General features: G+C 68.3%; 19 protein-coding genes, 2 tRNA genes and 1 pseudogene. 8 read left to right on the top strand and 14 right to left on the bottom strand.

From position 1 onward, the window contains the following. The first annotated feature begins 401 nt into the window (after positions 1–401). Positions 402–1,136, top strand: a complete 735-nt coding sequence (locus tag OG978_RS20420) for a DUF5324 family protein (RefSeq protein ID WP_326766612.1) — start codon at positions 402–404, stop codon at positions 1,134–1,136. Between the two features lie 193 nt (positions 1,137–1,329). On the opposite strand, the gene OG978_RS20425 is transcribed toward OG978_RS20420, so the two are convergent. Then, positions 1,330–1,402 (bottom strand) — tRNA-Ala (locus tag OG978_RS20425). A 170-nt stretch (positions 1,403–1,572) separates the two neighbouring features. Between OG978_RS20425 and OG978_RS20430 the strand changes: the two genes are divergently transcribed. Further along, a complete protein-coding gene (locus OG978_RS20430) occupies positions 1,573–2,121 on the top strand; it encodes a helix-turn-helix domain-containing protein (protein ID WP_326766613.1) in 549 nt (182 codons plus the stop codon). Positions 2,122–2,225: 104 nt separating this feature from the next. Continuing rightward, positions 2,226–3,554, top strand: coding sequence for a serine/threonine-protein kinase (locus OG978_RS20435; RefSeq protein WP_326766614.1), 1,329 nt, complete (start codon positions 2,226–2,228; stop codon positions 3,552–3,554). 61 nt (positions 3,555–3,615) lie between these two features. On the opposite strand, the gene OG978_RS20440 is transcribed toward OG978_RS20435, so the two are convergent. From OG978_RS20440 to OG978_RS20450, 3 genes are all read right to left on the bottom strand, one after another. After that, positions 3,616–4,959 (bottom strand): hypothetical protein, encoded by a 1,344-nt coding sequence (locus tag OG978_RS20440; protein ID WP_326766615.1) that lies wholly within the window; start codon positions 4,957–4,959, stop codon positions 3,616–3,618. After that, complete coding sequence (locus OG978_RS20445; RefSeq protein ID WP_326770100.1) at positions 4,959–6,806, bottom strand: vWA domain-containing protein; 1,848 nt, start codon at positions 6,804–6,806, stop codon at positions 4,959–4,961. Before OG978_RS20445 ends, OG978_RS20440 begins: the two co-directional genes overlap by 1 nt. Before the next feature lie 230 nt (positions 6,807–7,036). Then, positions 7,037–7,171 (bottom strand): DLW-39 family protein, encoded by a 135-nt coding sequence (locus OG978_RS20450; protein ID WP_003958712.1) that lies wholly within the window; start codon positions 7,169–7,171, stop codon positions 7,037–7,039. 309 nt (positions 7,172–7,480) lie between these two features. Between OG978_RS20450 and OG978_RS20455 the strand changes: the two genes are divergently transcribed. Further along, positions 7,481–7,852 (top strand): DUF6344 domain-containing protein, encoded by a 372-nt coding sequence (locus OG978_RS20455; protein WP_326766616.1) that lies wholly within the window; start codon positions 7,481–7,483, stop codon positions 7,850–7,852. Positions 7,853–7,941: 89 nt separating this feature from the next. Here OG978_RS20455 and OG978_RS20460 read toward each other — a convergent pair. The 10 genes and pseudogenes from OG978_RS20460 to dnaA all read right to left on the bottom strand — a co-directional run. After that, positions 7,942–8,289, bottom strand: a pseudogene (locus tag OG978_RS20460) (hypothetical protein); the annotation flags it as partial. An 83-nt stretch (positions 8,290–8,372) separates the two neighbouring features. Continuing rightward, positions 8,373–8,449 (bottom strand) — tRNA-Ile (locus OG978_RS20465). A gap of 70 nt (positions 8,450–8,519) precedes the next feature. Continuing rightward, positions 8,520–9,128, bottom strand: a complete 609-nt coding sequence (locus OG978_RS20470; protein ID WP_326766617.1) for a DUF3566 domain-containing protein — start codon at positions 9,126–9,128, stop codon at positions 8,520–8,522. Positions 9,129–9,221: 93 nt separating this feature from the next. Then, the gene (gyrA, locus tag OG978_RS20475; protein WP_326766619.1) at positions 9,222–11,852 is read right to left on the bottom strand and encodes a DNA gyrase subunit A; all 2,631 of its coding nucleotides are present in this window, start codon (positions 11,850–11,852) and stop codon (positions 9,222–9,224) included. A gap of 46 nt (positions 11,853–11,898) precedes the next feature. After that, a complete protein-coding gene (gene gyrB, locus OG978_RS20480; RefSeq protein WP_326766621.1) occupies positions 11,899–14,004 on the bottom strand; it encodes a DNA topoisomerase (ATP-hydrolyzing) subunit B in 2,106 nt (701 codons plus the stop codon). A gap of 447 nt (positions 14,005–14,451) precedes the next feature. After that, complete coding sequence (locus OG978_RS20485; protein ID WP_326766622.1) at positions 14,452–15,024, bottom strand: DUF721 domain-containing protein; 573 nt, start codon at positions 15,022–15,024, stop codon at positions 14,452–14,454. Next, a complete protein-coding gene (gene recF / locus OG978_RS20490) occupies positions 15,021–16,151 on the bottom strand; it encodes a DNA replication/repair protein RecF (RefSeq protein WP_326766623.1) in 1,131 nt (376 codons plus the stop codon). Before recF ends, OG978_RS20485 begins: the two co-directional genes overlap by 4 nt. Before the next feature lie 85 nt (positions 16,152–16,236). Beyond that, a complete protein-coding gene (gene gnd, locus OG978_RS20495; RefSeq protein ID WP_326766624.1) occupies positions 16,237–17,115 on the bottom strand; it encodes a phosphogluconate dehydrogenase (NAD(+)-dependent, decarboxylating) in 879 nt (292 codons plus the stop codon). A 131-nt stretch (positions 17,116–17,246) separates the two neighbouring features. Next, positions 17,247–18,377: a DNA polymerase III subunit beta gene (dnaN, locus tag OG978_RS20500; RefSeq protein ID WP_326766625.1), complete on the bottom strand. Its 1,131-nt coding sequence runs from the start codon at positions 18,375–18,377 to the stop codon at positions 17,247–17,249. Positions 18,378–19,327: 950 nt separating this feature from the next. Then, positions 19,328–21,127 carry a chromosomal replication initiator protein DnaA gene (gene dnaA, locus OG978_RS20505; RefSeq protein ID WP_326766626.1) on the bottom strand — a complete coding sequence of 600 codons (1,800 nt, stop codon included), beginning with the start codon at positions 21,125–21,127 and terminating at the stop codon, positions 19,328–19,330. A 369-nt stretch (positions 21,128–21,496) separates the two neighbouring features. Between dnaA and rpmH the strand changes: the two genes are divergently transcribed. Genes rpmH through yidC form a run of 4 tightly spaced genes read left to right on the top strand, consistent with a single transcriptional unit; the run spans position 21,497 to position 23,646 of the window. Then, a complete protein-coding gene (rpmH, locus tag OG978_RS20510; RefSeq protein ID WP_030930485.1) occupies positions 21,497–21,634 on the top strand; it encodes a 50S ribosomal protein L34 in 138 nt (45 codons plus the stop codon). Positions 21,635–21,652: 18 nt separating this feature from the next. Beyond that, a complete protein-coding gene (rnpA, locus tag OG978_RS20515) occupies positions 21,653–22,024 on the top strand; it encodes a ribonuclease P protein component (RefSeq protein ID WP_266416837.1) in 372 nt (123 codons plus the stop codon). Continuing rightward, a complete protein-coding gene (yidD, locus tag OG978_RS20520; RefSeq protein WP_326766627.1) occupies positions 22,021–22,380 on the top strand; it encodes a membrane protein insertion efficiency factor YidD in 360 nt (119 codons plus the stop codon). Before rnpA ends, yidD begins: the two co-directional genes overlap by 4 nt. Before the next feature lie 3 nt (positions 22,381–22,383). Continuing rightward, the gene (yidC, locus tag OG978_RS20525; RefSeq protein WP_326766628.1) at positions 22,384–23,646 is read left to right on the top strand and encodes a membrane protein insertase YidC; all 1,263 of its coding nucleotides are present in this window, start codon (positions 22,384–22,386) and stop codon (positions 23,644–23,646) included. Positions 23,647–23,651 lie beyond the last annotated feature (5 nt).

Below are 23,651 nucleotides of genomic sequence, written 5' to 3' on the forward strand. Positions count from 1 at the left end.
GTCCTCAGCGACGTTCACCAAGTCTTCAGTGACGTTCACCGAGTCTTCAGTGACGTTCACCGATCCTCGCACGGACCGTGCGCCCCGGCCGCCCGGCCGCCGCCGGCGATCGCGTGGCGCTCACCTCCCTGCCCCATTCCGCGCCTCGCATGCCGCTGCCGCTCCCATGCCGCTTCCCGCAGGAACAAATGCGGCCAAGTGCGTGACGAAGCGGCGCGGGCTGAAGCGAACCGTGGCATTGTCGTCGACAAGCTCCCCTTGCACCGTATTGCCAGAAAACATAACTCATGACCTGAATGACCCGGATGCCCGTCCCGCATGCCATGCAGGGCTTCGGCAGGCATGATCTCGAAATGGGCGGAAAGGCGGAGTGTCTACCCGCCACCAAGGAGGAGGATCCCGTGACCCGCATCGACAGCGTGCGCGCCGCAACCGACTCGGCGAAGGACAGCGTGCAGCACGCCGCGGAAGTGGTGACGCCCTACGCCGACACGGCCAAGGACCAGGCCGCACATCTTGCGTACGAGGCCCGCACGCGGCTCGCACCGAAGGTGTCCAAGGCGGCCCAACAGGCCCGCGTCCAATACGACGCGCATCTCGCACCACGTATCGAACTTGCCCTCGCCCATGTGCCGCCCAAGGTCGACGAGGCCGGCCGGCGCGCCGCGCTCCGCACCCGCCGGGCGGCCCGTACCGCCGCGGACTACACGGTGCCGCGCGTCGAGCACGCCATGGCCGTCGCCCAGCCCGTGGCCGAGGAGGCCCAGGCCCGCAGCGCCGCCGCGCTGGCCGCGCTGCGCGGGCAGGTCACGGCGAAGGAGATCCGGCAGCTGGCCAGAAAGCACGAGCGGCGGGCGAAGTGCGGGCGGCTGTTCAAGGGGCTCGTCGTGGCCGGCGTCGTGGCAGGCGCCGCCTATGCCGCCTGGAGGTGGTGGGACAAGCAGGCCAACCCCGACTGGCTGGTCGAACCGCCCGCTGCCACGGAGGTCTCCGACCGTCCACCGCTGACCTCGGTCGACGGCAGCGGCCCGGCCCCGCTCGACCCCGAGGCCCGGGCCCAGCAGGCCGAGGCGGAGGCCGACGGGACGGACGGCCCGGAGGACACGAACGGCACCGGCCCGGACGACCGCCGCTGAGCCGGCTCCCGAACCTGTTCCTGGACCGGCTCCCGAACGACGAACCCGCGCCGGAAGACATCGTGGTCTTCCGGCGCGGGTTCCGTTTTCCCTGCCGCTCAGCCGCGAGCGCACGGCCGACAACGCGACAGACAACGACAGCACGCAAAACCCCCTCCGACCGCGTTTTTGCCGGTCAGAGGGGGTTGATGTGTGGAGCCTAGGAGATTCGAACTCCTGACATCTGCCTTGCAAAGGCAGCGCTCTACCAACTGAGCTAAGGCCCCGAAAAACGGACAGCCCCAGACGCTTCAGCGTCTCGGCCACCGCCGCAGACCAGAGTACCGGGTACTCCCCGGAATCCTGCAAAAAGATGGGGGCTCCCGGTCGGCGACCACTCTCCGTAAGATGCTCGTCGAGGTTCGCAGCAGCGAAGCCGCAGCGAAGGGGAGACGCCATGGACGCAGCGCAGCAAGAGGCAACGGCAAGAGCCAGGGAGCTTCAGCGCAGTTGGTACGGAGAGCCCCTCGGTGCGCTCTTCCGTCGGCTGATCGATGATCTCGGCCTGAACCAGGCCCGGCTCGCCGCAGTCCTCGGGCTGTCCGCCCCCATGCTCTCCCAGTTGATGAGCGGCCAGCGGGCGAAGATCGGCAACCCCGCGGTCGTCCAGCGCGTCCAGGCGCTCCAGGAGCTGGCCAGTCAGGTCGCGGACGGCAGCGTCAGCGCGGGCGAGGCCACCGACCGCATGGAAGAGATCAAGAAGTCCCAGGGCGGCTCCGTCCTCACCGGCACCGGCCAGACCTCCACCACCGGCGGCGCCCCCACCGTCCGGCGCGTGGTCCGCGAGATCCAGTCGCTGCTGCGGTCGGTCGCGGCCGCCGGTGACATCATCGATGCCGCCGACTCCCTCGCCCCGACCCACCCGGAACTGGCAGAGTTCCTCAAGGTGTACGGCGCGGGGCGCACCGCGGACGCGGTGGCGCACTACGAGGGACACCAGAGCTAGGGTCTTTCGTTCGGATCAGGCCGGGCACTACCCCCGAAAGCCGGCCGTGGGCCGAAACAGGAACGCCGTGGGCCGAAACAGGAACTGGGAGCGGGCGCAGCGCAATGGGTGAGGTCTTCGCCGGTCGGTACGAACTGATCGATCCGATCGGACGTGGTGGGGTCGGCGCCGTGTGGAGGGCCTGGGACCACCGGCGCCGCCGCTATGTGGCGGCCAAGGTCCTCCAGCAGAGCGACGCACACACGCTGCTGCGCTTCGTCCGCGAGCAGGCGCTGCGGATCGAGCATCCGCATGTGCTCGCACCAGCCAGTTGGGCCGCGGACGACGACAAGGTCCTGTTCACCATGGACCTGGTGAGCGGCGGTTCGCTGGCGCATGTCATCGGCGACTACGGGCCGCTGCCTCCGCGTTTCGTCTGCACGCTCCTCGACCAGCTGCTGTCCGGGCTGTCCACGGTGCACGCGGAGGGCGTCGTGCACCGGGACATCAAACCGGCCAACATCCTGATGGAGGCGACCGGTACCGGGCGGCCGCATCTGCGGCTGTCCGACTTCGGTATCTCCATGCGCAAGGGCGAGCCGCGCCTCACCGAGACCAACTATGTGGTGGGGACGCCCGGTTACTTCGCGCCCGAGCAAATGATGGGCGCGGAACCCGACTTCCCCGCGGACCTGTTCGCGGTGGGGCTGGTCGCGCTGTATCTGCTGCAGGGCAAGAAGCCCGACTCGCAGGCGATCGTCGAGCACTTCGCCTCGTACGGCACGCCCGCTGCCCCGGAGGGGATCCCCGAGCCGTTGTGGCAGGTCCTCGCGGGGCTGCTGCAGCCGGATCCCCAGACCCGGTTCCGTACGGCCACGGGTGCGCGCAAGGCGCTGACGGCCGCGGTCGAGATGCTGCCGGAGCCCGGGGCCGAGGACGAGCCGGTCGAGGTCTTCGACCAACTCGGGCCGCTGCCCGTCGGCTTCGGCCCCGCGGGACCGATCACGGCCCCCGTCCAGAACGCGCAGGACGCCCAGCCGGGCCAGGCAGCGGCCCAGCAGCCCTACACCCAGCCGCCGGTCCCGATGTCGGAGACGGGCAGCTTCCACCTCCCGCCGCCTCCGCAGCAGGCCACGCCGCACACCCCGCTCCCGGCGCACACGGCGCACACGGCGTCTCCCTACGCCGCTCCCGCGCCGGATCCCTCGCAGGCGCCCACGGCCGCCGTGCAGCACGAATCGGCGCTCACCCGCGCGTACACCGTCGGGCAGCCGCAGCCGCAGGCGCAGGCGCAGCCTCAGCCGCAAGCACCGGCGCAGGCGCACCCACCGGCGCCCGCTCCCGCGCACGCCCCCCAGAGGCGTCCGGGACCGTCCCCGAAGGTGGCGGTCCCGGTGTTGCTGGTGGCGTTGATCTGTTTCGCGGTGGGCATCTGGGCGCTGACCCAGGGCTGAGCCCGGTGACGTGAGCCCGGTGACCCGGGCCCCTGCCGTACGGGGCCCGGTTCCGGCCCGGCTACCAGCCCTGCGGCGGGCCTCCGTACGGCTGGTCGCCACCGGACGGGGCTGCCGGGGCGGTGGTCGCGCGGCGCCGGGCCAGCAGCGTCCACACCCCGAGCCCGAGCACCAGCACCGAACCCACGCCGATCCCGGCCGCGCCGACCATCTTCATCCGGTCGCTCCTGACGGCCTGCGGGCCGCTCTTGCCGTTCCTCGCCATGTCCCTGTCGTCCTGCGTGACCGAGAAGACCCCGGCGTCCCCCGTGTACGGCGACTTCCCGGCCGCCCCCTCGACCTTGATCCTCAGGGTCAGCGGAATCGCTTTGTCGCCGTACGACTTCGCGACGTCCGGGCTGAGCGTCACCGACAGGTAGTACCAGCCGGCGAACCGCATGGCGCTGACGCCGCTGGTGGAGTCGTAGCGGTTCTCGTACGTCACCGGGGGCAGCGGATCCAGCGACACGGACGCGGGCTTACCGGAGTACGCCAGCGGCGACGCGGAGTCGACGTGGCCGTGCGCCGGATTGTCCAGGGACATCGCGAGCGCGCTGCCGATGTACTCGTCCGAGGCGTTGCTGTTGCTCAGGGTGGCGGTGGCGAAGATCTGCTGGCCCCAGTCCACCGGCACCCGGTAGAAGAGGGTCTGCCCCGGCTTGATGCCGCCCTCCTCCTTCCACTCGCCGGTCTCCAGGCCCGTCGCGTCGTAGTAGCTGGTGCCGCCCGACCGCTTCTGCGGGGCGGTGGTGGGCGGCACGGGCGAGGCCGACGGCCAGTTCTCCGGCGCGTCGGTCGGCATCGAACCGGCCGACTTCAGCTGCGGTTCCGACTCGTAGCGCAGCTCCAGGTCCCACTCGTCGGGAGCCGAGGTCTCCTTGCTCTCCCGCTCGATCAGGACGTTGTACGCGCCGGCTTCCTGGCAGGTGCTGCTGTCCTTCTCCATGATCCGGTAGGCGTACGCCGCGATCGGGCGCGCGAACTCCGCCGACTCGAACCGCGCGTCCTCCGAGCTGCACTGCAGGTCCGTGCTGTCGCGGATGCTGACCGTGATGCCGTCCCCGTAGGCGACCTGGCCGCCGCCCTTGGGCACGGCCACCGCCGAGACGTACCCGTTCGTCTTCGCGTCGAGGTTCAGGCGGTAGTAGAGCTTCTGGCCGGGCTTGATCGAGCTCCGGTAAACCGATCCGGGCGTCAGCGCCGACGCATCGGTGCTGGCCTCCGCACCGTCGACCTTCTTCGCCCCGGGGTCGAAGGTGTACGCGGCGGGCTCCCCGGCCGCGTACGCCTGCCCCGGCAGCGCCGCCGCCGCGCACATCGCCGCGACCGCGGCGAGCGCCACCCGGCCCCTGTTGCGCTGCCTCATCACGCGCTTCCCCTCGTCGTCTGTGCGGCCCGTCCGCGACGCCCGCGTACGAAAACGAGCCCTGCGATCACCACCACCACGGCGCCCGCCCCGGCAGCGGCCGCAATGCCGGTCCATCCTGCCCCGCCGGTACCGCCGCTGTCTCCGACGCTGATCGAATTGCCCTTCTTGTCCGCCTTCTTGGCTGCGACGGGAGCGTTGTGCTGGGGGCCGGCCAGCTCGTCGCCGAGGACCGACACCCGCAGCACCACACCGATCTGCGGGTTCTCCGCGATGTCCGCGGCCCGCGCCCCCAGCGTCACCGAGATGTAGAAGTCGCCCCCGGCGTGCACGGGCCGGACCTGGGAGCCGCTCTCGTAGCGATTGGTCCAGGCGACCGGCACGCCGCCCATCCTGATGGCCGACGGTCGGCCGCTGTACAGGGTCGTCGGGCTGAACTCGCCGCCTCCGGTGAGCGGGAACCGAGCGGGCGTGAACAGCTGCGTCGCCCCGTACGAGTACGTGGAGCCGCCCCGCTCCACCGTGGGCTCGTTCGCGAACTCCACGTCGTAGCGCACCTGCTGGCCCCAGCCGGCCGGGACCTTGTACCAGAGGGTCTGCGCCGGAAGGATCCGGTCTCGCCACACGCCCCGGCCGATCTCCTCGGCATCGTTGAAGCCGGTACCGCCCCGTACGTCGCGGGGGTCACCGGACGGCAGCACGGCGTCCTCGCCGCCCTTGCCGTACTCCGGCTGCGACTGGGCGGGCGTGATGCCCTTCTTCAGCGGTGCCTCCACCGCGTGGACGAGTTCGAGCGGCCAACGCGCGGCGTCGGAGCCCTTCTTGCTCTCCCGCTCGACCACCAGCCAGTACCGTCCCGCCCGGTCGCAGAGGCCGGTGCCCTGCGCGGTGGGGATACGGGCGATCGCCGCGGTCAGCGGGGTCGCGCCCTCCTCCTGGGAGAAGTGCGCGGTCTCCGAACCGCAGGAGCTGTCGGTGCCGTACGCGATGCTGGTGCGCAGCGCGTCGAAGGTGTCGACGGCCGCCCCGGGCTGCGGCACCGCCGTCGCCGAGAAGTCCACCGTCGAGACGGCGTCCAGGTCGACGGCGTAGTACCGCTTCTCTCCCGGACCGATGGTGTCGAGATACTGCCCGGGTCCGAGCGCGGGCGCCCCCGCGCTCGTCGCCGTGCCCTCGATCCGCTCGCCCCGGAACCGGTAGCCGTCCGCGGAGAGTTGCGACGCCCGCTGCAACTGCCTGGCCAGCGACTCGGCGTCCGGTGCGTCGTAGTAGCGGCCGTTGCCCGCCGCCGCGATGCATTCGAGCTGCTCGCGGGCCGCGCCCTTCACCTGGAAGCCCACGGTGTCGATGCGCAGCCCGATGCCCTCCTTGCCGAGCTGCTCGGCGACCTCGCAGGGCCGTGGCGTACCGCAGTTGTCCTCGCCGTCGGAGATCAGCAGGATCGTGCGCGTACCGATGGAGCCGCCCGACGACTGCGGAAGGTCCTCGGCGGCCTTCCGCAGCGACAGGCCGATGGGAGTGTCCCCCCTGGGCTGTACGGCCGCCACGGCCCGCTTCACGGCCGCCCGGTCCAGTCCGCGCACCGGCCTCACGAGCCTGGTGTCCGTGCAGCCCCGGGCGCGGTCGGCGCCGTACACCCGCAGTCCGGTCGGATACCCGTCGGGAAGGCCGTCGACGACGGTCCCGACGGCCGTACGGGCACTCTCCATCCGGGTGTGCCCCGTGCCGTCGTCGTCCGCCATGGAGCCGGACGAGTCGAGAACCATGACCAAGCTGCCGCTCGGGCCGGTCCCGGACGCCTCCGCCCTGGCGGGCGCACCGCCCGCGGGCGCCGCCACGGCCGGCATCGCGCCCGCCACCAGGGCGAGCAGCGCCCCGCCGATCCATGCCCCCGCGACTGCGGTACGGCGGTGGTCCCGTGCCTTCACCCGTGCCCCCTCGACCAAAACCCGGCTATTTTGCTCACGCAACTTATTGATTTGCTCGGGTGAACTCAAGAGCACGGGTGTCACGGTCCCGCAACAGCACGAAGCCCCGGCCGCTCAGCGACCGGGGCCCGCAATCAGGCTGTTCTGTCTCACACACCCGAACCTGCGGGCACGGAGTCAGTCGCCTCCGTCCACAGATCCTGCTCGGCGCGATCCGCCTGGATCTGGCGGTACACGAGGAGCCCGCCGATGGCGGCCAGTGCGACCAGGAGAAGCTTCTTCACCGCGCGACCTCGTCTTTCCTTGACGTAGGGGACTTCTGCCGCCCGACTATACACACCGACCGATATCGACCGGTGACCTGCCTGCGACCCAACTGGCGCCCAGGGAAAAGCGATCGCCCGAGGGGCGCTCCGCCCTGAGGATCCGGTTCGCAGCCCGCGGCCCGGCACAAGCCCGTCAGGACCGGTTGAACCATACGAGTGGTGTTCATCCGAAGATCGGCGAATCGGTGGCGTCGGTCCATGAAATCGCGAGCCACATCCACATCATCAGAAAGGTAAGCAAACCGGACCACCCGAAAGCGAGGGGCCATGAGCACCTTCAAGCCCAAGAGCATCTGGACCGCCTTCGTCACCGCCCTCTTCGCCCTGCTCGCCGCACTGGGGCTCATGAGCACCCCGGCGACGGCAACGGAGCAGAGCGCCACGGAGCCGGCCACCACGACCCAGGAACACATGGGTGCGACCGCGGCAACCGCGACCACCCCGTCGGTGCGATGGACCCTTCCGCGTGACCGGGCGCTGCCACCCACGATGAAGCAGCGCATCCGCGCCGAGGCGCACGGCTCCTCGCCCGCCACCCGCCATCTGTCCGTCGACAGCACGGACGCCACGGACACCAGGAACGCCGCCCGCGCCGCCCACGGCGCCCCGGCGGGGGACGCGTCCCTGCTGCCACCCTGAGAGCCGCCGCGCTGACGTACTGAGCCCCCGGGCCGGTTCACACCGGACGGGGGCTTCTCCGTGCCCTCCAGCGGCCTTCTCGCCCACCGGAGCCAGCGCTGCGCCGCCTCGACGGTGTCCCCTCCACTGGTGTTGAACGCGATGGCGGCCCCTGGCGCATGGCGGCGGATCAGATTCACGATCTGCTCGAAGAGCGGAAGCAACTGCTCGGTCTTGCAGATCCCGCCCCCGACGACCACCACGTCCCACGGACGCTCGGCCAGCGACGCGACGATCGCGGGCTCGGCCGACTCGTCGAACACGACCAGCGTCATGGCCGCTTCGATGCCGAGCTCGCCGAACCGCCCCAGCTCCCCGGCGAGAGCCGCGCGAACGGCCTCCGCGTCGACGTCGGGCAGTGCCTGTGGGTCGTAACCGACAACAAGTACGGAAGACATACGGCCAACCCAATGACGCCGACCGTGGACGTCAGCCGTAATGCCGAAGGCCCCCAACCGGATTCGGCTGGGGGCCTTCGTACTGGTGGGGCTAACAGGATTTGAACCTGTGGCCTCATCCTTATCAGGGATGCGCTCTAACCAACTGAGCTATAGCCCCGCCGCGCTGTGCGCTGACTTCTGAAGATTAGCGCACGTCGGGGCCAGTCCCAAAATCGATACCCGGCGCCCTACTCGTCCTCGGCCAGCGTGAGCTCGATACCGCCCACGAAACCCGCCGACAAGTTGTAGATGAAGGAGCCCAGCGTCGCCAGCGCGGTCGCCAGAACCACGTCGATCACCGCGATGACCGAGGTGAAGATGAGAACCCTCGGCAGCGACAGGAACGACTGGAGATCGAAGCCGTTGCTGTCGTTCGAACCGGTGGCCTCGCTGATCGTTCCGCCCACGGTGGAGAAGACGCCCATCGCGTCCATCACCATCCACAGCACCGCGGACGCCACCACCGTGCAGATACCGAGCGCGATGGAGAGCAGGAAGCTGACCTTCATCACCGACCACGGATCGGCCTTGGCCACCCGCAGCCGCGCCTTGCGGGTACGCGGAGTCGTCCGCGCCCCCGTCCGCGGCCGCCGGGCCGCCTGCGCGGCGCCGACGCCCTGCACACCGCCCTGCGTGCCGTGCGGCCGACCGCCCTGGGTCCCGCCGGCGGGCGAGGGATACGCCTGCGGCGGGTGGTACGGCCCGCTCGCCTGCCCCGGCGCGGGCTCGCGCTCACCCGGCAACGGCCCGGTCGCGTAGCCCTCGTACTGGGGCTGAGGCCCCCGGGTGTCCGTCACAATGCCCCCTTGGGAGTCCGTGGCAGGGCCACGGGCACCGTTCGCTCCTGCTCCGGAAGCGGCCGAACCGGCGCCCGTGGCTCCACTCACGCTCTACTCCTCGTGCTCCCCGGCCGAAGGCGATGTGCCTTCGACATTGCCCTCGACCGTGCTCTCGGCACCCTCCGCCGTCGCAGCCTCGGTGTCCTCGGACCCCTCGACCTCTTCGGCCTCACGACCGGCTTCGGCGTTACGGGCAATACCGACGACGGCATCGCGCTTGCCCAGATTGATCAGTTGGACGCCCATGGTGTCACGGCCCGTCTCCCTGACTTCATTGACTCGCGTACGAATCACACCACCGCCGAGCGTGATGGCGAGGATCTCATCCGTCTCCTCGACCACCAGCGCGCCGACCAGCGAGCCCCGGTCCTCCACGATCTTGGCAGCCTTGATGCCCAGACCGCCACGGCCCTGAACCCGGTACTCGTCGACAGGGGTCCGCTTCGCGTACCCACCGTCGGTGGCAGTGAACACGAACGTACCCGGCCGGACAACATTCATCGAGAGCAGTTCGTCGCCCTCGCGGAAACTCATCCCCTTGACGCCCGAGGTCGCACGGCCCATCGGGCGCAGCGCATCGTCCGTCGCGGTGAACCTGATCGACTGGGCCTTCTTGCTGATGAGCAGCAGATCGTCCTCGGCCGAGACCAGCTCCGCACCGATCAGCTCGTCGGCGGTGCCTTCGGCGCCATCTGCCGTCTCCCGGAGGTTGATGGCGATGACACCACCGGAGCGCGGCGAGTCGTAGTCCTTCAGCGCGGTCTTCTTCACCAGACCGCCCTTCGTGGCCAGGATCAGATAGGGCGCGGCCTCGTAGTCACGGATCGCCAGGATCTGGGCGATCTGCTCGTCCGGCTGGAAGGCCAGCAGATTGGCGACATGCTGACCACGGGCGTCACGGCCGGCGTCCGGGAGCTCGTACGCCTTCGCCCGGTACACCCGGCCCTTGTTCGTGAAGAACAGCAGCCAGTGGTGCGTCGTCGACACGAAGAAGTGGTCGACGATGTCGTCTTCCTTGAGCTTCGTACCGCGCACGCCCTTGCCGCCGCGCTTCTGCGAGCGGTAGTCGTCCGTCTTCGTGCGCTTCACATAGCCGCCGCGCGAGATCGTGACGACGATGTCCTCCTCGGCGATCAGGTCCTCGATGGACATGTCACCGTCGAAGGGCACCAGCTTGGAACGCCGGTCGTCGCCGAACTTCTCGACGATCGCCGCCAGCTCCTCGCTGACGATCTTCCGCTGCCGCTCCGGCGACACCAGGATCGCGTTGTACTCATTGATCTTCGCCTGGAGCTCGTCGTGCTCGGCCGTGATCTTCTGGTGCTCCAGCGCGGCCAGGCGACGCAGCTGCATCTCCAGGATCGCGTTCGCCTGGATCTCGTCGATCTCCAGCAGGCCCATCAGGCCCTCGCGCGCCACCTCGACCGTCTGGCTCCGCCGGATGAGCGCGATGACCTCGTCGATCGCGTCCAGCGCCTTGAGCAGACCGCGCAGAATGTGCGCCCGCTCCTCCGCCTTGCGCAGACGGAACTTCGTACGCCGGACGATGACCTCGATCTGGTGCGTGACCCAGTGCCGGATGAACGCGTCGATCGACAGGGTGCGCGGCACACCGTCGACCAGCGCCAGCATGTTGGCGCCGAAGTTGCTCTGCAGATCGGTGTGCTTGTACAGGTTGTTCAGCACGACCTTGGCGACCGCGTCCCGCTTCAGCACGACGACCAGACGCTGACCGGTACGCGACGAGGTCTCGTCACGGACGTCCGCGATCCCGCCGACCTTGCCGTCCTTCACCAGGTCGGCGATCTTCTGCGCCAGGTTGTCGGGGTTGGTCTGGTACGGAAGCTCCGTGACGACCAGGCACTGCCGGTTCTGGATCTCCTCGACCGCGACGACCGCACGCATCGTGATCGAGCCACGGCCGGTGCGGTACGCCTCCTCGATGCCCTTGCGGCCCACGACGAGCGCGCCCGTCGGGAAGTCCGGGCCCTTGATCCGCTCGATCAGCGCTTCCAGGAGCTCCTCCTGAGAGGCCTCCGGGTGCTCCAGATACCACTGCGCACCGGCCGCGACCTCACGCAGGTTGTGCGGCGGGATGTTGGTCGCCATACCGACCGCGATGCCCGCCGAACCGTTGACCAGCAGGTTCGGGAACCGCGCCGGCAGAACCGTCGGCTCCTGGTTGCGGCCGTCGTAGTTGTCCTGGAAGTCGACGGTCTCCTCGTCGATGTCCCGGACCATCTCCATGGACAGCGGCATCATCTTGCACTCGGTGTACCGCATGGCGGCGGCCGGGTCGTTGCCCGGAGAACCGAAGTTGCCGTTGGAGTCCACCAGCGGCATGCGCATCGACCACGGCTGCGCCAGACGCACCAGTGCGTCGTAGATCGACGAGTCACCGTGCGGGTGGTACGTACCCATGACGTCACCGACGACACGGGCGCACTTGTAGAAGCCCTTCTCGGGCCGGTAGCCGCCGTCGTACATCGCGTACAGCACCCGGCGGTGCACGGGCTTGAGACCGTCCCGTACGTCCGGCAGCGCACGCGAGACGATGACGGACATCGCGTAATCGAGGTAGGAGCGCTGCATCTCCGTCTCGAGCCCCACGGGCTCGACACGCATGCTCACGCCGGCGGCGGGTTCCTCTTCAGGTGTCACAGGGGTGTTCTCGTCGGCCATTGCTGGTCAAAGTCCTTTCGAGCGGCGGCTTGCTGGTACGGCCGACTCAGATGTCGAGGAAGCGGACGTCCTTGGCGTTGCGCTGGATGAACGAGCGCCGCGCCTCGACGTCCTCGCCCATCAGCACCGAGAAGAGGTCGTCGGCCTGCGCCGCGTCGTCCAGCGTGACCTGGCCGAGGACCCGGTGGTCGATGTCCATCGTGGTGACGCGCAGCTCCTCGGCGTTCATCTCGCCGAGACCCTTGAAGCGCTGGATCGAGTCTTCCTTGATCCGCTTGCCGTTCTGCTTGCCCAGCTCGACCAGGGCGTCGCGCTCCCGGTCCGAGTACGCGTACTCGAAGTCGTCCCGGCCCCACTTGATCTTGTAGAGCGGCGGGCGGGAGAGATACACGTGCCCGGCCTCGACCAGCGGACGCATGAAACGGAAGAGGAACGTCAGCAGCAGGGTGTTGATGTGCTGACCGTCGACATCGGCGTCCGCCATCAGGATGATCTTGTGATAGCGCAGCTTCTCGATGTCGAAGTCCTCGTGGACCCCGGTACCGAAGGCCGAGATCAGCGCCTGGACCTCGGTGTTCTGCAGGATCTTGTCGACCCGGGCCTTCTCGACGTTCAGAATCTTGCCGCGGATCGGCAGGATCGCCTGGTACATCGGGTTACGGCCGGACTTCGCCGAACCACCGGCGGAGTCACCCTCGACGATGAAGATCTCGCACTTCGTCGGGTCGTTGGACTGGCAGTCGCTCAGCTTGCCCGGCAGCGAGGCGCTCTCCAGGAGCCCCTTGCGACGGGTCAGATCACGCGCCTTGCGGGCCGCGACACGGGCCGTGGCCGCCGCGATGCCCTTGCGGATGATGTCGGCGGCCTCGTTCGGATTGCGGTCGAACCAGTCCGTGAGCTGCTCGTGGACGACCTTCTGGACGAAGGTCTTCGCCTCCGTGTTGCCCAGCTTGGTCTTCGTCTGGCCCTCGAACTGCGGCTCGCCCAGCTTCACCGAGATGATCGCGGTGAGGCCCTCGCGGATGTCGTCACCCGTGAGGTTGTCGTCCTTCTCGCGCAGCAGCTTCTTCTCGCGCGCGTACTTGTTGACCAGCGTGGTCAGCGCGGCGCGGAAGCCTTCCTCGTGCGTACCGCCCTCATGCGTGTGGATCGTGTTCGCGAAGGAGTAGACGCCCTCGCTGTACTGCGTGTTCCACTGCATGGCGATCTCGGCCGAGAGGAGGCGCTCCTTGTCCTCGGCGTCGATGTCGATCACCGACTGGTGAATGACGTCGCCCTTGCGGGAGTTCAGGTACTTCACGAAGTCGACGATGCCGCCCTCGTAGTGGTACGTGACCGTGCGGGCCTGCTCCGCCTCGGCGACCTCGGCCACCTCAGCGACTTCGGCACCCAGCGTCGCCTTCGCCGACTCGCGCTCGTCGGTGAGCTTGATCGTCAGACCCTTGTTGAGGAACGCCATCTCCTGGAAGCGGCGCGACAGGGTCTCGAAGGAGTACTCGGTCGTCTCGAAGATGTCCCCGTCGGCCCAGAAGGTGACGGCCGTCCCCGACTCGTCGGTGGCCTCGTTGCGGGCCAGCGGAGCGGTGGGCACACCGAGCTTGTAGTCCTGGGTCCAGCGGTAACCGTCCCGCCTGACCTCGACCGAGACCCGCGACGACAGCGCGTTCACCACGGAGACACCGACACCGTGCAGACCGCCGGAGACGGCGTAGCCGCCGCCGCCGAACTTGCCGCCGGCGTGCAGCACCGTCAGCACGACCTCGACCGCGGGCTTCTTCTCCGACGGCACGATGTCGACCGGGATGCCTCGGCCGTTGTCGATCACACGGACCCCGCCGTCGGGGAGGATCGTGACGTCGATCGTGTCCGCGTGCCCGGCCAGAGCCTCGTCGACCGAGTTGTCGACAACCTCGTACACGAGGTGGTGGAGGCCGCGCTCACCGGTCGAACCGATGTACATGCCAGGTCGCTTACGGACCGCGTCCAAGCCCTCGAGGACGGTGATCGCGCTGGCGTCGTACGAGGCCGTGACCTCGCCCGAGCCGACCGCCTCGCCGGAGGCGGTGACCTCGGCGCTCTCACCGGGTGTGGACGGAATGTTCTCGTTGGGGTTGCCGGAATCGGCCACGAAGCGCCCTTTCTGGCACAGCACAGGCCGTTCTCCGGGCAAACGGGAGCGGCTGCGTCATTCGGCTTGTATCGACGACTCCCGCAAGGATGCGGGATTGTCCGCCAGTCTACCGGTAGCGCTGACATGAATGGGGGTTTGCCGGTACCTGAGTACGCATGTGCCGCCCTGAATGAGCGGCTGACGACTCCCCATATTCAGGAAGGGCCCTCAGGAGGCTCACGCGGGCCTTGAGCGCTTCGGCCTGTCAACCTCCCGCTACCGTGAGGGACGCCCCATTCTCGGCGCGTGGCCTCAATCGCCAGATACCCGTACAAAACGGAACCAGCGGACAGCGCCCCACGCAGACAGCACTGCCCCGCGGCAGAGCCGCATCCGAGCCGGGAGCGGGCCCGCACAGAGCCCGGAATCGGCATGGAATCAGTAAGGGCAGAAGCCCGACAACAGCCCGACAACGAGGAAAACGCCAGGTCAGCCGTATGTATCGCCCGGACCGGTGCTCCCAGGCGCCCGCAGCGGACCGAACCTGCGCTGCGGACCACCAGGACCCAGCACCTTGATCAACCGCACCGTGCCCTGCCCGAGATCCGCATTCAGCCGGGCCACCAGCTGAGGCGCCAGCAACCGCAGCTGCGTCGCCCACGCCGTCGAGTCGCACTGCACCGTCAGCACCCGCTCGGCCGGATCTTCGTCGTACCGCAACGGCACACAATGATTGGCCAGATCTTCACCGACGATCTGCGGCCAGCGCCCCATCACCCCACCCACCGCCGCCGGAGTCTCCCAGCCTCGCTCGGTGATCAGACGGTTGATCGCGGAACCCAGCGGCAACGGATCACGCCCATCGGCCCGCGCGCCCGAACGCAGCCCGCCGCCCCGCCTGGCCTGCTTCTTCTGCTGCGCGGCAGCACCACGCGCCCGCGCCTGCTCCTTGGCCGCGCGCAACGCCACCCGCGCCAGATCGACACCCGAAGGCTCCGGAGCCCCGGCCCCGCCGGAACGCTCCTGCGACGGCTCCCCGGCCCCCTTGCCGCGGCCGCTCACAGCCGCTCCACCTCGCCCGCGGACACCGCGTACCGCGTCCCCGCCAGCACACCCGGAACATCGTCGTCCACCGCGGCCGTCACCAGCACCTGCTCACCCGGAGCCACCAGCTCCGCCAGCCGCTCACGACGCCGCGCGTCCAGTTCCGCAAAAACGTCGTCGAGCACCAGCACCGGCTCGTTGCCCTCGCTGCGCAGCAGATCGTACGAAGCCAGCCGCAGCGCCAACGCATACGACCAGGACTCGCCATGGCTCGCGTACCCCTTGGCCGACATCCCCCGCAGCCCCAGCAGCACATCGTCACGGTGCGGACCGACCAGCGTCACACCCCGCTCGATCTCCTGCTTGCGGACATCCGCCAGGGCGGCAATCAGCTGCTCGTACAGCTCCTCACGGGTACGCGCGGACCCCACGTCCGCCCCGACCGAGCTGCGGTACTCCAACGCCACCGGGCCGCCGCCCGGCGCGACATCCCCATACGCCTTGTCCGCCAGCGGTTGCAGGGTCGCGATCAGATCCAGCCGCTGCGCCAGCAGCTCCGCACCCACCCGGCCCAGATGCTGGTCCCACACGTCGAGCGTGGAGAGGTCCATCGACCTGCCGCCGTGCCGACGCGCCATCGCCGCCGACTTCAGCAGGGTGTTGCGCTGCTTCAGCACCCGCTCGTAGTCCGAGCGCACACCCGCCATCCGCGGCGAACGAGCCGTGATCAACTCGTCGAGAAAGCGCCGACGCTCCCCAGGGTCCCCCTTGACCAGCGCCAGATCCTCCGGCGCGAACAGCACCGTACGTACTATCCCCAGCACATCACGCGGTCTGACCTGCGACGATCTATTGATACGAGCCCGATTGGCCTTGCCGGGATTGAGCTCCAGCTCGATCAGCTGCGAACGCTCTCCCTGCGTCACAGCGGCGCGGATGACAGCCCGGTCCGCGCCCATCCGCACCAACGGCGCATCGGAGGAGACCCGATGGCTGCCGAGCGTCGCGAGATAGCCGACCGCCTCCACCAGATTCGTCTTGCCCTGGCCATTGGCCCCCACAAAAGCGGTGACGCCCGGCTCGAGAGGTACCTCGACCCGGGCGTACGAGCGGAAGTCGGCCAGCGAGAGATGCGTGACATGCATGGGTGTACGCCGACCTTCCCGGCTTCCTGCTCCGTGCTTCGTGGAGCGGACCGGACGCCTTGGTCCGGCCCGCCACCCGTTGCGGTTACTTCTTGTTCTCGACCGCGTGGCCACCGAACTGGTTGCGCAGCGCGGCAATCATCTTCATCTGCGGGGAGTCGTCCTGGCGCGAGGCGAAACGCGCGAAGAGCGACGCGGTGATCGCGGGCAGCGGCACCGCGTTGTCGATCGCGGCCTCCACCGTCCACCGGCCCTCACCGGAGTCGGCGGCGAAGCCACGGAGCTTGTCGAGGTGCTCGTCGTCGTCCAGCGCGTTGACCGCCAGGTCGAGCAGCCAGGAACGGATGACCGTGCCCTCCTGCCAGGACCGGAAGACCTCGCGCACATCGGTGACTGAGTCGACCTTCTCCAGGAGCTCCCAGCCCTCGGCGTAGGCCTGCATCATGGCGTACTCGATGCCGTTGTGGACCATCTTCGCGAAGTGGCCGGCGCCGACCTTGCCCGCGTGGACGGAACCGAAGTCGCCCTCGGGCTTCAGCGCGTCGAAGATCGGCTGGACCTTCGCCACGTTCTCGGCGTCGCCGCCGTACATCAGCGCGTAGCCGTTCTCCAGGCCCCAGACGCCGCCGGAGACGCCGCAGTCCACGAAGCCGATGCCCTTGATGCCCAGCTCGACCGCGTGCTTCTCGTCGTCGGTCCAGCGGGAGTTCCCGCCGTCCACGACGATGTCGCCGGGCGAGAGGAGACCGGCGAGCTCGTCGATCGTGGCCTGGGTCGGGGCGCCGGCCGGAACCATCACCCAGACGACCCGGGGACCCTTCAGCTTGCCCACAAGCTCTTCGAGGCTGTGGACATCGGAGACGTCCGGGTTGCGGTCGTAACCGATGACGGTGTGGCCTGCGCGGCGGATGCGCTCGCGCATGTTGCCGCCCATCTTGCCGAGGCCGACGAGACCGAGCTCCATCAGAGATTCCTTAAGCGTTGTGCCGATTCGTACCCAAGGACGAGCCTACGCCCGGCCGGGGACGGGCCGACGGGCATGCTCGGCGTCGAGCGTGCCCGTCGGGATCTGCCATGACAGGACCGATGACCGGATCAGCCGGAGAGGCGGACCGGCATGATCAGGTACTTGTACGCGTCATCCGCTTCGGCATCCACAGCCGGACGGCCGCTGAGCAGCGCGGGCTTGGTGGACGTCGTGAAGGAGAGCTGGGCGACCGGGGAATCGATCGCGCTCAGCCCGTCCAGCAGGAAGGTCGGGTTGAAGGCGATCGAGATGTCGTCGCCCTCCAGCACCGCGTCGACCCGCTCCACAGCCTGTGCGTCGTCGCTGGAGCCCGCTTCCAGGATCAGCACGCCCTGCTCGAAGCTGAGCCGCACCGGGGTGTTCCGCTCGGCGACGAGAGCCACACGCTTGACGGCCTCGACGAACGGCGCCGTCTCGATGACCGCGACCGAGTTGAACTCCGTGGGGAAGAGCGTGCGGTACTTCGGCAGATCGCCTTCGAGCAGCCGCGTGGTCGTACGTCGGCCCGCGCCCTCGAAACCGATCAGCCCCTCACCGGCACCCGAGCCGGAAAGCGCCAGGGTCACCGTGTCACCGCTGGTCAGGGCCTTGGCGGTGTCCAGCAGCGTCTTGGCAGGCACCAGGGCGACAGCGGAGGCGTCCGGATTCTCCGGCTTCCAGAGGAACTCGCGGACCGCGAAGCGGTAGCGGTCGGTCGAGGCCAGGGTGACGGTGTCGCCCTCAATCTCGATCCGCACACCGGTCAGCACCGGCAGCGTGTCGTCCCGGCCCGCGGCGATGGCGACCTGGGCGGCGGCCGAGGCGAAGACCTCGCCGGGGACCGTGCCCGTCGCGGTCGGCATCTCGGGAAGTGCCGGGTACTCCTCCACAGGAAGGGTGTGGAGTGTGAATCGTGAGGAGCCGCAGATCACGGTCGCCCGTACACCGTCTGTGGAAATCTCCACCGGGCGGTTGGGGAGGGCGCGGCAGATGTCGGCGAGCAGCCGGCCGGAGACCAGCACCGTGCCGTCCTCCTCGACCTCGGCGTCCACCGAGACCCGGGCCGAGACCTCGTAGTCGAAGCTGGAGAAGCTGAGGGCCCCGTCCTCAGCCTTCAGCAGAAGGCCCGCAAGAACGGGCGCCGGCGGACGGGCCGGGAGGCTACGGGCCACCCAGGCCACAGCCTCCGCGAGTACATCGCGCTCCACCCGGATCTTCACCGGAACCGCCTCCTGCTGTTGCTCGCTCGCCCTGCTGGCCTTCGTCGTCTGATCGCGTCTCCCGCCGATGAGGCAGCGAGGACGCCGGGGACCAGTCTGACGTACGGCACCGACACTCGGTGCTGCTCGGGGTCAAGTCGCGACAAGAGGTTCGGAGAGCTCCGGCGCCGAGTTGTGCACAGGCCCCACTTCGAAGCGGATTCCGGGCTAACTCTATGTGGCAGTAGTAGTAGGGCCTGTGGAAACCGTGGATAACGTCGTTTCCGCAGGTCAAGTCCTGTTTTTTGTCCACTGCCCCTGTGGGTGGCACCGGTGGACAACACGGCGCTTCTGTGGACACGCGAAAGTTCTGCACACCCGATGCACAGGACAGGTGGGTTTCTCCCCAGGGCTGTCCCCAGCTTTACCCAGGTTGCCCACAGCCCAACCGACCCTCTCGGTGTGACGCCTTTCACTCGGTGCGGTGAAAGGCGGTGCCGCGTTGCCGAACAGTGGACAGAGGTGTGGAGAAGCAACAGGAAGCTGGGGACAACACGGCTCGACCTGTGGGCCGCCGGTGGACAACATCATCCGCGCCCTGTGGACGAATATTTTGTCCACAGGCTGTGGATTGTTGTTGGCCACAAATCCCCAGGCCCTTGACCTGGCCTGATGGAGTATCGGCAGTCGCCCCTGTGGAAGCAATATGGACAACTTCCGGATCCCCAGGCTGTGGAGGAGAAAAGCTCCCCAGATCTGTGGAGAACTGCTGGTCAGCGACAGGTATTCGAACACCGCGGCGTCGTCGGAGCGTTGGCAGCGGGCTTCGGGGCGGGGTCGGAGCGGGCGGCGGACGGTCTGCGGGCGGCCTCCAGGCGGCCTCCAGATGGCTTCCAGACAACGAAAAGGGCGCCCGAGGAGCCCTGTGAGGGCCCTCCGGGCGCCCTTGCGGCGCGTGCGGCGGCGGTCCGTCAGCTGTTCTTGATGCGGTTGGTGAGCTCGGTGACCTGGTTGTAGATGGAGCGGCGCTCCGCCATCAGCGCGCGGATCTTCCGGTCCGCGTGCATCACCGTCGTATGGTCGCGGCCGCCGAACTGCGCACCGATCTTGGGCAGTGAGAGGTCGGTGAGCTCCCGGCACAGGTACATGGCGATCTGGCGGGCCGTCACCAGCACGCGGCTGCGCGAGGTTCCGCAGAGGTCGTCCACCGTGAGGCCGAAGTAGTCCGCGGTCGAGGCCATGATGGCCGTCGCCGTGATCTCCGGAGCCGAGTCCTCGCCGCCCGGGATCAGGTCCTTCAGTACGTGCTCGGTCAGTCCGAGGTCCACCGGCTGACGGTTGAGACTGGCGAAGGCCGTGACCCGGATCAGCGCCCCCTCCAGCTCCCTGATGTTCCGGGAGATACGGGAGGCGATGAACTCCAGCACCTCCGGCGGGGCGTTGAGCTGCTCCTGCACCGCCTTCTTGCGGAGGATCGCGATCCGCGTCTCCAGTTCCGGCGGCTGCACATCGGTGGTCAGACCCCACTCGAAACGGTTCCGCAACCGGTCCTCCAGGGTCACCAGCTGCTTGGGCGGCCGGTCGGAGGACAGCACGATCTGCTTGTTGGCGTTGTGGAGCGTATTGAAGGTGTGGAAGAACTCCTCCTGCGTCGACTCCTTGCTCGCCAGGAACTGGATGTCGTCGACGAGCAGGATGTCCACATCCCGGTAGCGCTTGCGGAAGGTGTCGCCCTTGCCGTCGCGGATCGAGTTGATGAACTCGTTGGTGAACTCCTCGGAGCTCACGTACCGAACCCGGGTGCCCGGGTAGAGGCTGCGGGCGTAGTGACCGATCGCGTGCAGCAGGTGGGTCTTGCCGAGCCCGGACTCCCCGTAGATGAAGAGCGGGTTGTACGCCTTGGCGGGGGCTTCGGCGACCGCGACCGCCGCGGCGTGCGCGAATCGGTTGGACGCGCCGATGACGAAGGTGTCGAAGAGGTACTTCGGATTCAGCCGGGCCGCCGGTTCGCCGGGGCCGGGCGTGGGAGCGGGCTGCGAGCCCATCGGTCCGGTGCCGCCGCCGGGCCGTCCCGTGCCGGCGCCGCCCTGCCGGTGCTGGGGCTGGTGTTCCTGCATGTCGTGGTGGTCCGGGCGCTGCTGCTCGTAACCCTGGCGCTCGGGCGGCTGCGGACGGTAGTCGTGCTGCGGCTGCTGGGGGCGGCCGCCGGCGTACGGCTCGCGCCACTGCTCCGCGGGAGCCTCGCGGTCCTGGAATCCGCCGAGCCTGGGCTGCTGCCAGGAGAGGTCCTCCTGGGTGCGCGGCCACGCGCCGGGGTCGGGACGCTGCTGCTGGTAGTCGGGGTAGGCGGGCCGGGCGGTCGGCATGCCGTCGTCGGAGGGCCGGTGCCCGTAGCCGTCGTACGCGTCGTTGTGCTGCCGCTCGTCGTGCTGCGGTCCCTGGTAGCGGTGCTGCTGGGACTGGTGCATCGGAGGCGCGGGCGGGCTCGGCGGCTCGCCCGCGGAGTCGTCGACGGTGATCGCGATGCGGATCGGGCGGCCGCATTCGCGGCTCAGCGTCTCGCTGATGAGCGGCGCGAGCCGGCCTTCCAGGACGCGCTTGCCCCATTCATTGGGGACGGCGAGCAGTGCCGTGTCGGCGACCAGGGCGAGCGGCTGGCAGCGCTCGATCCACTGTTTGTCCTTCGGCTCGATGCCCTGTTGGCCCTCCCCGAGGAGTTGCTCCAGAACTCGTGGCCACACTGCGGCAAGATCGGCAGGTACGTCAGCCACAAGGCACGCTCTCTCGCTGGTCCCACGAATGTGTGGTTCTCGGGACGGGATGGGTGGGGACCGGCAGGCAGGAAGAAAAGACCGGAACTCAGCCACGGTAGTCAGGGCGACCCGCGTGGTTCAAGTCGTTGTCCACAGCCTGTGCACAGTGGGGGGTGCTGTGGAGCCGGTTTGACCGGATGGCGCAGCCGCGCGTACCGTGACCAGGTCGAGTTGTCGATGGCTGCTGCCGCCTGCCTCCGATGGGCAAAGATCACGATCTGTGATTGTGAAGCGGTGCACTAGAGCGTTTACGCGAGTCTCTCGTGGGCGCACGGTGACAGCCAGGCGATGTCCCGCCAACACACGAGTCATTTCTGGAGCCCCCTAGTGAGCAAGCGCACCTTCCAGCCGAACAACCGTCGTCGCGCGAAGACCCACGGCTTCCGGCTGCGTATGCGCACCCGTGCCGGCCGCGCGATCCTCGCGTCCCGCCGTGGCAAGGGTCGCGCCAACCTGTCCGCCTGATCGCTTACAGGTCATGACGTGCTGCCTACCGAGAATCGGCTGAGGCGGCGCGAGGACTTCGCGACCGCAGTACGTCGAGGACGCCGGGCCGGCCGCCCGCTACTCGTCGTTCATCTACGCAGCGGTGCAACGGACCCGCACGTGACTGGGGAGAATGCTCCCCCGCCGCGTGCGGGTTTCGTTGTCAGCAAAGCCGTGGGTGGAGCGGTTGTGCGCACAGCGGTGAAGCGGAAGCTTCGCCACCTGGTCCGCGAACGGCTTGCCCTGCTGCCCCCCGGTAGCCTGGTTGTCGTACGAGCGCTGCCCGGAGCGGGCGACGCCGACCATGAACAGCTGGCCCGAGACCTGGACGCCGCTCTCCAGCGGCTGCTGGGAGGGGGCGCGCGATGAAGTACCCGCTGCTGGCTCTTATCAAGCTGTATCAGTGGACGATCAGCCCACTCCTCGGGCCCGTCTGCCGTTACTACCCGTCGTGTTCCCACTATGGATATACGGCGATCGACCGGCACGGAGCGATCAAGGGAACCGCGCTGACGGCTTGGCGCATCCTGCGGTGCAATCCGTGGTCACCCGGTGGCGTGGACCACGTTCCACCACGCAAACGTCCGCGTTGGCATGAACTCCTGCGTAATGCCATGCGCGGTGGCAAGGGCGGGGACTCCGCCGCTGATGCGCCTGTCCGGGGATCGGTTTCCGAACCCCCTGGTCAGGCCGCAGAGACTTCGCCCAATGCTCAAGGAGCCTGATTAGTGGACACGATTGCCAGTCTGTTCAGCTTTATCACCTGGCCTGTCTCATGGGTCATCGTCCAGTTCCACAAGATGTACGGGGCGATCTTCGGACCCGACACGGGCTGGGCCTGGGGCCTGTCCATCGTGTCCCTGGTGGTGCTGATCCGGATCTGCCTGATCCCGCTTTTCGTGAAGCAGATCAAGTCGACCCGCAACATGCAGGTGCTCCAGCCGAAGATGAAGGCGATCCAGGAGCGCTACAAGAGCGACAAGCAGCGTCAGTCCGAAGAGATGATGAAGCTGTACAAGGAGACGGGTACCAACCCGCTCTCCTCGTGCCTTCCCATCCTGGCGCAGTCGCCGTTCTTCTTCGCCCTGTACCACGTGCTGTCGGCCATCGCCTCGAACAAGAAGATCGGTGTCATCGACCAGTCGCTGCTCGACAGCGCCCGTCAGGCACACATCTTCGGTGCTCCGCTCGCTGCCAAGTTCATGGACAGCGAGGAGAAGGTCCAGGCTCTTGGTGCCTCGCTGACCGATGTCCGGGTCGTCACCGCGGTCATGATCGTGATGATGTCGGCGTCGCAGTTCTTCACTCAGCGCCAGCTGATGACCAAGAACGTCGACCTGACGGTCAAGACGCCGTACATGCAGCAGCAGAAGATGCTGATGTACATCTTCCCGGTGATCTTCGCCGTCATGGGTATCAACTTCCCCGTCGGTGTCCTCGTCTACTGGCTGACCACCAACGTCTGGACCATGGGTCAGCAGATGTACGTGATCAACCAGAACCCGACCCCGGGCAGCAAGGCGCAGGACCAGTACCTGGGACGTCTGCTGAAGAGCGTCACCGCTCACGGTGAGGTCCGCGGCAGGGCCCGGCGCAACACCGTCAAGCGGATCGTGTCCAAGGGCCCGGACCGCAATGACATCGAGCGGAAGTTCATCACGGGGCTGGCCAAGCTGGGCCTCGCCGCCCAGGAGGACGGCACCGTGATCAAGAGCGAGACCGCTGTCGCCGAGGCCGAGGGCGGAGCCGCGCAGCGGCGTCAGCAGCCCAAGCGCCAGACCAAGGCGAAGCGCCAGACCGGTGCGGCCCAGCAGGGCGGGGCCAAGGACACCGATTCCAGTGAGTCGGAGTCCAAGACTTCCCTGCAGAAGAGCGCATCGCAGGACGACAAGCCCAAGCCGGCGGGTAAGCCCGCGTCCGGCTCCTCACGCCAAGCCAAGTCCGGGCAGCGCAAGGGCCCGCAGCGGCCCAAGCACCCGTCCAAGAAGTAAGAAGG

Origin of the sequence: Streptomyces sp. NBC_01591, from assembly GCF_035918155.1 — a bacterium.
Taxonomy (GTDB): Bacteria; Actinomycetota; Actinomycetes; order Streptomycetales; family Streptomycetaceae; genus Streptomyces.